The 13,306-nt window shown below is 71.2% G+C and carries 8 protein-coding genes; 4 read left to right on the top strand and 4 right to left on the bottom strand.

Annotation, left to right across the window (positions count from 1 at the left end):
• The first annotated feature begins 145 nt into the window (after positions 1–145).
• Positions 146–3,577 (top strand): ThuA domain-containing protein, encoded by a 3,432-nt coding sequence (locus QEZ54_RS08025; protein ID WP_281303845.1) that lies wholly within the window; start codon positions 146–148, stop codon positions 3,575–3,577.
• 65 nt (positions 3,578–3,642) lie between these two features.
• On the opposite strand, the gene QEZ54_RS08020 is transcribed toward QEZ54_RS08025, so the two are convergent.
• Positions 3,643–4,563: a hypothetical protein gene (locus QEZ54_RS08020; protein ID WP_281303844.1), complete on the bottom strand. Its 921-nt coding sequence runs from the start codon at positions 4,561–4,563 to the stop codon at positions 3,643–3,645.
• Positions 4,564–4,576: 13 nt separating this feature from the next.
• Positions 4,577–5,371 carry a MerR family transcriptional regulator gene (locus QEZ54_RS08015; protein WP_281303843.1) on the bottom strand — a complete coding sequence of 265 codons (795 nt, stop codon included), beginning with the start codon at positions 5,369–5,371 and terminating at the stop codon, positions 4,577–4,579.
• Positions 5,372–5,740: 369 nt separating this feature from the next.
• Between QEZ54_RS08015 and QEZ54_RS08010 the strand changes: the two genes are divergently transcribed.
• Together QEZ54_RS08010 and QEZ54_RS08005 are read left to right on the top strand one after the other, a co-directional pair.
• Positions 5,741–6,895, top strand: a complete 1,155-nt coding sequence (locus QEZ54_RS08010) for a histidine kinase (RefSeq protein WP_281303842.1) — start codon at positions 5,741–5,743, stop codon at positions 6,893–6,895.
• The gene (locus tag QEZ54_RS08005) at positions 6,892–7,548 is read left to right on the top strand and encodes a response regulator transcription factor (protein ID WP_281303841.1); all 657 of its coding nucleotides are present in this window, start codon (positions 6,892–6,894) and stop codon (positions 7,546–7,548) included. The genes QEZ54_RS08010 and QEZ54_RS08005 overlap by 4 nt, the downstream gene beginning before the upstream one ends.
• A gap of 47 nt (positions 7,549–7,595) precedes the next feature.
• On the opposite strand, the gene QEZ54_RS08000 is transcribed toward QEZ54_RS08005, so the two are convergent.
• Entirely contained in the window at positions 7,596–9,563 is a 1,968-nt protein-coding gene (locus QEZ54_RS08000; RefSeq protein ID WP_281303840.1) for a glycosyl hydrolase 53 family protein, read from the bottom strand.
• Between the two features lie 338 nt (positions 9,564–9,901).
• On the opposite strand from QEZ54_RS08000, the gene QEZ54_RS07995 reads away from it, so the two are divergent.
• Positions 9,902–11,836: a KUP/HAK/KT family potassium transporter gene (locus QEZ54_RS07995; protein WP_281303839.1), complete on the top strand. Its 1,935-nt coding sequence runs from the start codon at positions 9,902–9,904 to the stop codon at positions 11,834–11,836.
• 72 nt (positions 11,837–11,908) lie between these two features.
• On the opposite strand, the gene QEZ54_RS07990 is transcribed toward QEZ54_RS07995, so the two are convergent.
• Positions 11,909–13,282 carry a cellulase family glycosylhydrolase gene (locus QEZ54_RS07990; RefSeq protein WP_281303927.1) on the bottom strand — a complete coding sequence of 458 codons (1,374 nt, stop codon included), beginning with the start codon at positions 13,280–13,282 and terminating at the stop codon, positions 11,909–11,911.
• Between the last annotated feature and the right edge of the window lie 24 nt (positions 13,283–13,306).

Below are 13,306 nucleotides of genomic sequence, written 5' to 3'. Positions count from 1 at the left end.
TAGCGGCTGCGCGCACCCGCCCGAAGACCGCTTCGGATCTCGCCGGATCCTTTGACGCATCGGCTGTTACCGATTTATGATGTGGACCTTCGGCGAACAGTACGCACTCCACCTGCCTGCCCGTCCCCTGTCAGGGAGCGCCCGCATGAGTCGCCGCCGAAGCATCCTGCCCGCCATCGTCACCCTCGCCGCCCTGGTGCTGTCCACCTCGGTGGCCGCGCCCGCGTCCGCCGCACCCCGGTTCCGGGTGCTGGTCTTCTCGAAGATCACGAACTACTACCACGACTCGATCCCCGCCGGCGTCGCCGCCGTCCAGCAGCTGGGGGCCGCGTACGACTTCGAGGTCGAGGCGACCACCGACGCCGCCGCGTTCACCGACGCCAACCTCGCCCGGTTCGACGCGCTGGTCTTCAACAACACCAACTCGACCCCCGCGTCCGGGGCGCTGCTCGACGCGTCGCAGCGGCTCGCGCTGCAGAACTTCATCCGCGGTGGCGGCGGCTGGGCGGGACTGCACGCCGCCTCGGCCAGCGAGCGCGACTGGGCCTGGTACGACGGCCTGGTCGGCACGATCTTCGACTACCACCCGGACTTCTCCGCGACCGGCGGGGTGTACCCGGGGCGGATCAAGGTGCTCGACCGGGTCCATCCGTCCACTCGCAACCTTCCTGAGCTGTGGGAACACAGTGAGGAGTGGTACAACTGGAAGACCAACCCGACCGGCCGGGTGCACACCCTCGCCCAGATCAAGGTCCGGGACGGCATCTCCGGCCTGGACGAGGGCGTCGACCACGCGTACTCGTGGTGCCAGAACTACGACGGCGGCCGGTCCTGGTTCACCGCGGGCGGGCACAGCAGCTCCGCGTTCAGCAATCCGCTGTTCCTGGACCACCTGCGCTGGGGCATCGAGTGGGCCGCCGGCGCGGTCGCGGGCGACTGCAGCGCCACCCAGAACGGGCAGTTCCAGCGGGTGCCGCTGGTCAACGCGGACCTGGCCGACCCGTTCGAGCTGGCGGTGGCGCCCGACCGGCGGGTGTTCTACATCCAGCGCACCGGCGCGGTGAAGGTGGTCGACCAGGCTACCCTCGCGGTCACCACCCTGCTCGACTTCGCCTACACCCCGACCCAGACCAGCCAGTCCGACGGGCTGCTCGGGCTGACACTGGACAACAACTTCGCCACCAACAACTGGCTGTACCTGCTCTGGTCGGACAAGACCCTCAACCAGCTCAACCTGTCCCGGTTCACCGTAACCGGCGCCACGATCGCGCTCAGCTCCGAGAAACGGCTGCTCACCATACCGACGCTGCGCGGGGAGGCGCGGGCCAACTCGCACATGGGCGGCTCCATCGCCATGGGCCGCGACGGCAACCTGTACGCCGGCATCGGCGACAACACCGACCCGTTCGAGTCCAGCGGCTACACCCCGATCGACGAGCGCTCCGGGCGGCGGGCGTTCGACGCCCAGGGCACCGCCGGCAACACCAACGACCTGCGCGGCAAGATCCTGCGCATCCGGCCGCAGGCCGACGGCACCTACACCGTGCCCGCCGGGAACCTGTTCGCGCCGGGCACGGCCAAGACCAGGGCCGAGGTGTACGCGATGGGCTTCCGCAACCCGTTCCGGATCACCGTCGACCCGCTGTCCAACGCCGTCCTGGTCGCCGACTACGGCCCCGACGCCACGGCCGCCAACGCCAACCGCGGCCCGGAGGGCACCGTCGAGTTCAACCGGGTCACCAGCGCCGGCAACTACGGCTGGCCGTACTGCATCGGCGACAACACCGCCTTCAACGACTACGACTTCGCCACCGGCGTCTCCGGGGCGAAGTTCAACTGCGCCGCGCCGGTCAACAACTCCCCGAACAACACCGGCCTGACCACCCTGCCCGCGGCCCGCGGCGCGCTGCTCTGGTACGCCTACTCCGCCTCGGCGCAGTTCCCCGAGGTCGGCACCGGGGGCGGCGGCCCGATGAGCGGCCCGGTCTACGACTACGACCCGGCCAACCCCCGGATCTCGAAGTTCCCCGAGTACTTCGAGGGCAAGTGGATCGTCTACGAGCTGACCCGCCAGTGGTGGAAGACGCTGTCGCTGCACAAGACGGCGCAGACCTTCACGGACCCGCGGTTCGGGCCCACCACCGTCGGCTCGCTGCAGTCGGTCAACGGGATCTTCGCGGGCATGAGCTGGATCCAGCCGTTCGAGGCCGAGTTCGGGCCCGACGGATCGCTGTACGTCATCGACTTCGGCGCCGGCTCGGGCAGTGGGCGCGGCGGCTCCAACGAGGGAGCCGGCATCTACCGGATCGACTACGTGGCCAACGGTGTGCCGCCCACCGCGAAGATCACCGCGAGCCGGGACAACGGGCCCGCTCCGCTGGCGGTCAGCTTCTCCAGCGCCGGATCGGGCGGGGCGACCTCCTACGCGTGGGACTTCGACGGCAACGGCACCGTCGACTCGACCGCGGCCAACCCGTCGTACACGTACACCACCCGCGGCCGGTTCAACGCCCGGTTGACCGTCACCGGCGCGGGCGGGCTCACGGCCGTGGCCAGCACCGAGATCACCGTGGGCAACACCCGCCCGGTCGTGACGATCAACGTGCCGCAGGGCGGGTTCTTCGAGTTCGGCGACCGCATCCCGTACACGGTCACGGTCACCGACCCGGAGGACACCGCCGTCGACTGCAACCGGGTGGTGGTGCAGACGCTGCTCGGCCACGACTCGCACGCCCATCCGCTGGACAACTACATCGGCTGCTCCGGGACGCTGGTGACCGAGTCCGGCGGCGGCGACGGCCACGGACCGGGCACGAACCTGTTCACGCTGATCAGCGCCCAGTACACCGACGGCGGCGCGACCGGCGCGCCCGCGCTGGTCGGCTCGGTGCAGGTCGAGCTGCAGACGCGGAGCATGGAGGCCGAGCACTTCGACGCCTCCTCCGGGGTGAGCGTGCTCGACCGGGCCACCGCGCAGGCCGGGCGCAGGCTCGGCGACGTCGACAACGGGGACTGGATCAACATCGGGCCGGTCAACCTGCAGAACATCAGCGGCGTCGTGGTCGGGGCCAGCTCCGGCGGCACCGGCGGCACGATCGAGTTCCGCAACGGCTCCCCCACCGGCACGCTGCTGGGCACGGCGACCATCCCGGTCACCGGCGGCTACGACAACGTGGTGTCGCCGACGGTCGCGCTGACCAATCCGGGCGGCACGTTCACGCTGTACCTGAAGTTCGTCAAGGCCGGGCAGACCGGCGACCCGGACATCCTGGCGCTGGACTGGCTGCGCTTCAACGGCCGCGGCGTGAAAGCCGAGACAGGCGCGACCCTGACGGTCACCGCCACGCCCACCACCGGCACGGGCCCGCTGACCGTCGCCTTCAGCAGCACCGCCACCGCGCCGCCCGGACGCACCATCGTGGACCGCGAGTGGCGCTTCGGCGACAACAGCGCCACCGTGCACGCGGCCTCGGCCAGCCACGTGTACACCCGCAAGGGCGTCTACACCGCCTGGCTGACGCTGACCGACAGCGTCGGGGCGACCCACTCCAGCAGCGCGGTGATCACCGTGAACTGACGCCGCACCAAGGCCCACCGCGAGGCAGGGACCGGGAAACGACTCCCGGTCCCTGCCTCGGTCGGTCAGCTCAGCGCCGCGCGCAGCCGGTCGTACGTCGGGCCGAGTTCGCGCAGCGCGGCCGCCGCCGCCGGGAAGTCACCCCGCACCATCGGGTGCTGCAGCGAGCCGACGAGCCTGGCCTGGACCGCGGCGATCCGCGCAGCCTCCGGGTAGCCCGCCAGCTGCAGGCAGTCGGCGGTATCGCTCAGCCGCCGCGCCCCCACCCGGATCGCGAAGTAGATCAGGTGTTCGCGCAGCCCGTTCCCTGCCCCAGCCTCGATCAGCTCGGCGACCCGCTCGGCCGCCGCGCCGTTGCCGAGGCTGCCCGGCGGCATCTTCTCGTCGGTGCTCATGGACAGCCATTCGATCGCGGCCGGGATGATCGACCGGATCGCGTCGGCATCGGCGACGTCGGCGACCTTCGCGAAGCCGGTGCGCATCGTGTACGGCCCGCCGTAGCTCAGCGTCTCGGCCTGCCACGCGAGCATGAAGTCCTCGACCGGCACCTCGGCGTACGGGTAGCCGTGCGGGTCGTGGACCAGCACCCGCTCGTCGTCGACGTCCAGCACGACGACGTAGTGGTCGGCGCCTATCGGCCCGGTCATCTCGGGCTGGTGGTGCAGGTGGCCCATCTCCAGCGGACCCACCCACACCGGGCCCTGCCCGGCCGCGGCGGCCAGGCGGGCCAGCGCCCCGGCCCGGTCGCCGCCCTTGCTGACGGTGGAGGTCCAGCCGATCGCCGCCAGCGCATGGTCGAAGCCCAGTTCGGGGTTCCAGCCGTAGGCGTCGAAGAACACCAGGTCGCCGCCGATGAGCTGCATGCCGAACGGGCCGCCGGTGGCGACCTCGATGACCGCGGTCGGCGGGGACTGCGCGCCGAGCAGCATGGCGAAGGAGTTGGCGTAGCAGTACGGGCCGCTGCCCACGTATGCGAGGTGTCGCACGGAATGCCTTTCGTCAGTGAGCGATCGGGTATGCCACGTCGAACAGCGCGCGGGTGCCCGGGTAGATCTCGTACGGGTGGCCGGTGCAGGTGAGGTCGGGCCGCGCGTCGATCCAGGCCTCCAGCGCGTCGTACACGCGCAGGATCAGCGGCAGTTCCGTGTACTCCACCGGTACGGGCAGGTAGGCCTCGGTGTGCGCGGCCACGAGCCGGATGTGCAGGTCCCCGACCGGCTCGACACTGCCGTCGTAGGCGACCGCCACCTCGACGAGCCCGTCGCTGTCGGGGGTCACCAGGTCGTGGAAGTGCACCAGCCTGGCCCCGTCGCCGGGCAGCCCCGACGCCCGCAGGTGCGCGCGGATGTCGCGCTCGGCGGTACCGACCAGCTCCGGCAGGGCGCCGGAGTCGACCCGGCGGCTGCGGCACAGCACCTTCGTGGCCGGTACGTCGCGCAGCGCGACGCCCCCGACGAGCGCGACGTCCACGGCGGGCCCGTGCGCCTCGATCAGCGCCGCCCGCTCGTCCAGCAGCTCCCGCTGGGCACGCAGCCATCCCCGCAGCTCCAGCTCACGGGCGGCCGGGGTGAGGTCGGCCAGGTACCCGACCCGCGCGAGCGGCAGTCCGAGCGCCCGCAGCCGGCCGATGAGGCGGGCCCGGGGCAGCTGGTCGGCGGCGTAGTAGCGGTAGCCGGTCGCCGGGTCGACGCTGGCGGGCACGAGAACGCCCTGCTCGGCGTAGAGCCGCAGCGCCTTCGGCGACAGCCGGGCGGCCGCCCCGAACTCGCCCGCCAGCAGGTGTTTCCTCTCCACGGCGCCGATTCTGCGCCGTGCCCATGGGGCGAGGTCAAGTCGCGGCCCCGCCGGTCGCCGCGTACGGGCAGCCGACACCCGGGCGCCGCCGACCGTGTCCTTCTCCACCTCGTTCTCCACCCGTGGGTGGTCCTGCGCAAGCGCCTGCCTGCCTAGTGTTCTGCCGGTGAGGGAACCGATGGATTACCTGCTCAGGGAACTGGTACGCAGGTTCGCGGCGAGGAAGGGCACGCGCATGAGCACGAAGTCGATCATCGGGTTGTCAGTGGTGGGCCTGGTCGTGCTGCTGGTGTTCGTAGGATATCGACTGCTCATGTTGGAGCTGATAACCGACCTGCGCCACTGACCGTTCATTGGAGCCGCCGCCTCATGGACATGCCACGGTCCGCCCCGCGCCTGCCCTGGTCGGCCTACCGGCCGCCGGGCTGGGGCGTCGAGCGGATCATCGGCACGGTCATGATGGTGGCGGCGCCGCTGACGGCGCGTGCCGTGCCGACGGCGGGCGCCTGGGCGGCGATGGGGTGCGGCGTCGCGGGATGGTTCGCGTTCCTGCTGATCGAGCGCCGCCGGCCGGTCGCCGCGTTGACCGTGCTCGGGATCGCGGCCGTGGTCACCGCCCAGGCGGTCGCCGCCACCGGCGACGGCACCGGTGTGATCATGGTGTGCGTGGCGCTGACGGGGTTGGCGACCCACACCCGGCCCTCGCTCGGCACGATCATGGCGGTCACCGGTCTGGTGCTGGGCTCCGCCGCCCTCGGCGGGCTGCTCCGCGGCCTGCCGCTGTCGGCCGTGGCCGAGGACGCGTCCGTGCTCCTGATCGTGGTGGTGCTCGCGCTGGTCCGCCGCGACTACCGGGTCAAGGCCGAGCACTCGCAGACCCTGCTGGAGCGGGAGGAGCACGCGCGCCGGGAGCACGCGCGCGCGGCGGCCCTGGATGAGCGCGCCCGGATCGCCCGCGAGTTGCACGACATCCTGGCGCACGCGCTGGGGTCGCTCGCCATTCAGCTCGAGGTCGCCGACGCGCTGCTGACCGAGCGGCGCGACGTCGACGCCGCGCTGCCGCGGGTGCGGCGAGCGCGCCGCCTGGCCGTCGAAGGGCTGACCGAGGCACGCCATGCGGTGGCGGCGCTGCGCGACGACGCACCGCCGCTGCCCGAGGCGCTGTCGCAGCTGGTCGCCGAGCACGCCGACGGCGGCGCGAATCCGGTGCGGATCACCGTCGACGGCACGCCCCGGCCGCTGCCCGCGGACGCCGCCGTGTCCCTGATCCGTACCGGCCGGGAAGCGCTGACCAACGCCGCCCGGCACGCCCCCGGCGCTGCCGTGACCGTGGTCGTCGCGTACCTGGCCGGCAGTGTCCGCCTGTCGGTGCGCAACACGCCCGACGGCCGGCCGGCGGAGCCGAGCGGCCCCCGCGGCTACGGCCTGACCGGAATGGCCGAACGCGTGGCGCTGGCGGGTGGCACCTTCGCGGCGGGTGCGGACGCAGACGGGTGGCTCGTGACCGTGGAGGTGCCCGGATGAGCAGCGGCGACCCGATCCGGGTGGTGATCGCCGACGATCAGCAGATCGTCCGGGAAGGACTGGTGGCGCTGCTGGGGCTGATCGACGGGGTGGAGGTCGTCGGCGACGCCGGCGACGGCGCGCAGGTGCTCGCCCTGCTGGACGCCGTCACCGCCGACATCGCCCTGCTGGACCTGCGGATGCCCGGCACTGACGGCATCGAGGCGACCAGGCAGATCACCCGCCGGCACCCGGACGTGTCCGTCATCATGCTGACCACGTACGCCGACGACGACTCGATCGGGCAGGCGCTGCGTGCCGGAGCGCGCAGCTACCTCACCAAGAACGCGAGCCGGGACCAGATAGCCGCCGCGCTGCGCGCGACCGCCCAGGGCCAGGCGACCTTCGATCCCGCCGTGTCGCAGCGCCTCGTCAGCGGCCTGCGTCCGGCCGCCGACGGGCAGCGGTGGCACAATCCGGACCGGCTCACCGCCCGCGAGGTGGAGGTGCTGCGGTTGATGGCGCAGGGTCTGAGCAACCGCGACATCGCCAGAACGCTGTTCATCGGCGAGAGCACCGTCAAGACGCACGTCAACAACACTTTCGCCAAGATCGGTGCGCGCGACCGCGCCGACGTCACCAGGTACGCCTATCGCCACGGCCTCACCGGGTGACGATGTCGGCGCCGAGGCGGCGCCGCGGGTCGCGCGCACCGGGTGCGTCAGGCTGCCGGCCCTGAGCCGCGGATCGGCGGCGGCAGGTGCCTGACCACGTCCACGACGGCGGTCACCGGTCCGAGTGCGGTCGTGCCGTGCACCACGACCTCGCCCGGCGCGCCGGTGGCGCTGCCCGGGACCGCGTCCCAGGTGACGGCGACGGGTGTGATCGAGCCGTCGGCCGCGGTCAGCACGTCGACCGTGGCCGGCAGGCGCGGGGTGTGCCGGACCTGCGTCGCGGTGTAGACGGTGTCCTGGAGCACCTGCTCGGCATCGCTGTCGCGGTAGACGTCGACGGACGGGAAGACTTTCAGGACGGGCCAGCTGGAGCCGCCCCAGTCGACCACCTCCTGGAAGTTGGCCGGCTCCCAGACGAGCGCGCCGACGCCGCGGTTGTCCGGGAGGTCGTTGGCGATCTGGAACACCCGCTGGTACGCGTCGGCCTGGCCCTGTGCCGTCTTCGGGTACGGCGAGTTCGGCACCGGCACCCCGTCCCAGTCGTTGGCCGGGTGGGAGGTCTCGGCGATCTCGAGTTCGTAGCCCGGGTGCGCCGCGGCGACCGCGTGCAGGTTGCTCTCGTAGTACTCCGCCGCGCCGTGCCACTCGGGGTAGTAGGAGTGCGCGATCACGTCGATGTCCTGGCCCTTGGCCTTCAGCCGGGTGAGGAGCTGGTTCCAGAACTCCAGCGTCCGGTCGAGCCTGCCGCTGTCGATGATCACGTGGGTCTCGAGCTTGATGTGCAGGCCGTTGGCCGCGGAGACGTCGCGGACGGCCTTGATGCCGGCGGCCTGCAGCGTCGTGAACCGGTCCCACGCCGCGTCGTACGCGGCCTGCTCGGCGGGGTCGGCGGAGCCGAAGTAGTTCCACAGCAGGGCGCCGCCCGGCTGCGCGACGAAGGCGGGGTCATGGTTGAAGTAGCAGCTGTAGCACCAGTCTGCCGGGTCGGCGAACCACGGCTGGGCCTTCTCGCTGCCCCAGAGGAAGCCGTTGATGAGTTCGTTGCCGACGGCCACCTTGTCGGGCGCCGTGCCCTGGTCGACCAGCGCCTGGATGTAGTCGTGCGTGTAGTGGTAGACCTCGGCGGTGAGGTCCTCGAACGGCAGGCCGGTCCAGGCGGTGGGCTTGGCCTGCTTGCCCGGGTCGGCCCAGTGGTCGGAGTAGTGCAGGTCGATGCCGAGCCCCATGCCCTTGCCCTTGACGGACTTCGCGACCGCCGCAGTCCGCTCGGGACCCTGGTAGGCGGGGTCGAGGAACTCGTGGCTCCGTTCGTCGCGCGGGTCGTTGAAGACCCGGAGGCGGACGTACTCCATGCCGGAGTTCTTGGCCAGGGACAGCAGGTCGACGGCCTGAGCGGGGTCGCTGACGTAGTACGTCAGGCCGTCCCGGGCCGTGTTCTGGTCGGCGTAGGACAGGTCGGCGCCCAGCAGCAGGTCGTCGCGCAGGTAGTTGAAGACCGAGAGTTCGCTGATGCCGATCTTCGCCCCGGGCGAGGCGCGGGTGATGGTGACGCGCAGGTAGGCGGTGCCGGGGCGGGTGAACAGGCCGACCCCGCCACGGCCCGGCATCCGGGTGCCGGAGCGGTCGACGACCGTCGTCCAGGTGGTGCCGTCGGTGGACGCGTCGACGACGTACTGGTAGACGGCGCCCCTGTCCGGAAAGACGACCTCGACCTTGCGCACGTTGTCGTAGGCGCCGCCGAGGTGGAGGGTCAGCCACTCCCCCGCTCGCTGCCGCCCGGCCACCCACGCGGTGGCGGGATCCCCGTCGATCGCCCGGGAAGCCTTGGCCGCCGCGCTGCTGGCCGTGGTCGAGACCCAGGGCTTGGCGGCCAGGTCGCTCTCGATCGGTGCGATGGTGACGCCGCCGGCCGCTGCCGTCGCGGGCACCGCGGTGCCCGCGACGGCTCCGGCAAGCACCGTGGCCGTGGCCACGACGATCGCCAAAGGGGCCCGGATCGTGTACCTGTCGCGCATGTGAATCCTCCTGGTCAGACCGCACAGAGGCGCTCGACGTGTCTTCTGTGCACGTTCACAGTTCAAGGTAGCGGCGATGTTGAAGGTGTCAAGAGCGGCCACGGCATCGCCGTTTCGCCCGATATTCCTTTACCAGCAGGTGGTAGCTGGCGAAGGGTGGCGCCGATGCCGGCTGACCGAGCGGAGAATGGCCGTCCAGGTCGGCCCATTCGGCCCGTCCGAGTCTGTGAACGTGCACAGACCGGGTGGGGAGGTGTGGGGTGCTGAGGCACTCGCCGAAAGGGCGGTATCGTCCCGCACGACACCGGATCATCTGGAACAGACGCAGGAGACCGCCCGTGACAAGCCGTCAGCAAGAGCCGGAGCACGGCACCGGCGCACGCGACGTGGTACGGCTCGCCGTCGTCGTCGGCGCCCTGGGTGTCGTCTTCGGCGACATCGGCACCAGCCCGATCTACACGATGCAGACGGTGTTCAACCCCGCCGACCCGCACCCGGTGCCGGTCAGCGTCGACAACGTGTTCGGGGTGGCGTCGCTGGTCTTCTGGTCCGTGATGATCATCGTGACGGTCACCTACATCCTGCTGGCGATGCGCATCGACAACCAGGGTGAGGGCGGCATCATGGCCCTGATCACGCTGCTGCGCCGGTGGAGCTCCGGCCGCGGCGGACGGGTCGCGGGCGTACTCGCGGTGGTGGGCATCTTCGGTGCGGCCCTGTTCTTCGGCGACAGCATGATCACTCCCGCGATCTCAGTGCTGTCGGCGATCGAAGGGATCAAGACGGTCAACCCCGATCTGGAGGCGGCGGTCGTACCGGTCACCGCGGTCATCATCGTGGCGCTGTTCATGGTCCAGCGCAGGGGCACCGCCGCGGTCGGGCGCGTCTTCGGCCCGATCATGATCGCCTGGTTCGGAGTCATCGCCGTGTTCGGGGTCGGGGGCATCGCCCACCACCCCGACATCCTCAAGGCCCTGTCCCCCACGTACGCCCTGAGCTTCCTGTCCCAGCACTTCGGCATCGCGTTCTTCGCGCTGGCCGCGATCGTCCTGTCGGTCACCGGTGCCGAGGCGCTCTACGCCGACATGGGCCACTTCGGCCGCCGCGCCATCACCCGGGGCTGGCTCGGGCTCGTCCTGCCCGCGTGCGTGCTCAGCTACCTCGGCCAGGGCGCCCTGATCCTCGAGGACCCGGCCAACATCAGCAGCCCGTTCTTCCTGCTGTCCCCCGGCTGGGCCCGCCTGCCGCTGGTCGTCCTGGCCACCGCCGCGACCGTCATCGCCTCCCAGGCCGTCATCACCGGCGCCTACTCGGTCGCCTCCCAGGCCGCGCAGCTGGGCTACCTGCCGCGGCTGCGCATCGCGCACACCTCCGAGTCCACCATGGGCCAGATCTACGTGCCGTGGATCAACTGGCTGCTGATGGTGTCGGTGCTGACGCTGGTGTTCGCCTTCCAGAACTCCGCCGCCCTCGCCTACGCGTTCGGCATGGCCGTCACCGGCACGATCACCATCACCACGCTGCTGTTCTTCTACGTCGCCCGGCTCAAGTGGGGCACCCCGCGGTGGCTGCTGGGCACCGGCGCGGCCCTGCTGCTCGGCGTCGACCTGCTGTTCGTCGCGGCGAACCTGACCAAGCTCGTGCACGGCGCGTGGCTGCCGCTGCTCATCGGCCTCACCGCGTTCACTATCATGACGACGTGGCAGCGCGGCCGCCAGGTCGTCACCGCCGAGCGCGAACGCACCGAGGGCACGCTGCCGGAGTTCGTCGAGCAGCTGCGCGAGGCCCGCGCGACGACGGCCACCGTGCCGGGCACGGCGATCTTCCTCAACCGCGGCAAGCAGACCGCGCCGCTCGCGCTGCGCGCGAACCTGGAGCATAACCACGTCCGCCACGAGCACGTCGTCATCATGTCGCTGGAGACCGACACCGTGCCGTACGTGCCCGCCGACCAGCGGGTCACCGTCGACGACCTCGGGTACGCCGACGACGGCATCACCCACGTGACCGCCCGGTTCGGCTACATGGACACCCCGGACGTGCCCGCCGCGCTGCGCACCCTGGACCCGGCCGTCACCGAGGGTCCGCTGGACCTGGACAACGCGACGTACTTCCTGTCGAAGATCGAGCTGCGGCGCGGTCCGGAGCCGACGATGGCGGACTGGCGCAAGCGGCTGTTCATCGCCACCTCGTACATCACCGCCGACGCGGCCGCGCACTTCGGCCTGCCGCGCGACCGGACCATCATCATGGGCAGCCACATCGACGTGTAGGCGGCGGGCGGACCGGTCAAGTCTGACGGGCGGCCGAGGGGCCGCCCGTCAGCACGGGCGTCGCGGTACGGGTCAGCCGGTCGGGAAGTCGTCGGCGGTGCGGATCCGGTCGCGGACCCACACCCCCGCGGCCTTGAGCCGGGAGGTGCCGGCGTACGGCCCGGTCCCGCAGGTGCCCGTGGTGAACACGGCCCCGGTGCGGAAGTCGTCGCTGAAGTTCCAGTTCGTCCAGCTGATCTTCTTGCTGGCCATCAGGTCGAGGTAGGCCTGCGCCTGGGTGAAGTTGTTCGGGCCGTCGCCGGAGGCCTCCTGCGTGCCGAACTCGGTGACGAACATCGGGATCTGGTCGGCCGCCCGCGACAGCGCGTTGAGGTAGCTGCTGCCGTGCGAGGCGGCATAGAAGTGGAACGTGTACATGATGTTGGTCGCGTTGACCTTGTTATTGATCACTTCGGTCTCGTTCGCGCCGTCCGACAGGCCCAGCGACGACCAGGCCCGGGTGCCGACCAGTACGACGGCGTCGGAGTCGACGGCGCGGATGGTCGGGATGATCTGCTCGGCGTAGCTCTTGATGGCGGGCCAGCCGACGCCGTTGGGCTCGTTGGCGACCTCGTACAGGATGTTGGTCTTGGCGGCGTGCCGCTGCGCGATGGCGGTGAAGAACGTGCGGGCCCGGGCCAGGTTGTAGTTCGGGTCGCCCGGGGTGAGCATGTGCCAGTCGACGATGACGTACATCCCGCGCGCGGTGGCCTGCTCGATGTAGCCGTGCACCCGGTCGGTGAACAGCTGCGGGTTGGTCTCGTAGCCGTCCTCCTGGACGTACATCGACACCCGCAGCACGTCGGCGTTCCAGTCGGTGGCCAGCGCGTTGAGCGAGGCGTCGTTGACGCACTGCGGGTACCACTGGATGCCGTGGGTCGACATGCCGCGCAGCTGGATCGGCTGGTTGTACCGGTTGCACAGCTTCACGCCGCAGACGTGCAGCTGCCCGTTGACCGCCGCCGGGGTGGTGCCGGTCGGCGGGCTCGGCGACGCGGTCGGACTGGGCGGCACGGACGGGCCGGTGCCGTACACGTCGAACTCCCACAGCGAGTAGCCCCACTGGGTGGCCCGCGCCGTGCCGTACACCCGCACGTACCGTCCGCTCGCGCTCAACCCGGTGATCGAGTCCGTGCCGCCGTTGCCGGCGGCCGTGCTGTAGACGCTGGTCCAGGCGCTGCCGTCGGATGAGACCTCGATCCGGTACCCGGTGGCGTAGGCCGCTTCCCAGTTCAGCTCGACCCGGCTGATCGCCGACGGCGCGCCCAGGTCCACCCGCAGCCACTGCGGGTCGACGCCCGCCGCGCTGGCCCACCGGGTCGTGCTGCTGCCGTCGACGGCGTTGCCGGCCGCGGTGGTGGCGTCCTCGACCGAGGACGCGGTCGCGGGCCTGCCGCGCGACAGCAGCGCCTCCGCCGGCGCGGTGCCCGC

The organism is Catellatospora sp. KI3, from assembly GCF_029948125.1.
Classification (GTDB): Bacteria; Actinomycetota; Actinomycetes; order Mycobacteriales; family Micromonosporaceae; genus Catellatospora.
The sequence above is the reverse complement of the archived record's forward strand: the minus strand, read 5'-3'. Positions and strand labels throughout refer to the sequence as shown.

Excerpts from the sequence above, each read along its gene's own strand:
- QEZ54_RS08025 (WP_281303845.1), top strand. The coding sequence starts at position 146 with ATGAGTCGCCGCCGAAGCATCCTGCCCGCCATCGTCACCCTCGCCGCC.
- QEZ54_RS08010 (WP_281303842.1), top strand. The coding sequence starts at position 5,741 with ATGGACATGCCACGGTCCGCCCCGCGCCTGCCCTGGTCGGCCTACCGG.
- QEZ54_RS08005 (WP_281303841.1), top strand. The coding sequence starts at position 6,892 with ATGAGCAGCGGCGACCCGATCCGGGTGGTGATCGCCGACGATCAGCAG.
- QEZ54_RS08000 (WP_281303840.1), bottom strand. The coding sequence starts at position 9,563 with ATGCGCGACAGGTACACGATCCGGGCCCCTTTGGCGATCGTCGTGGCC.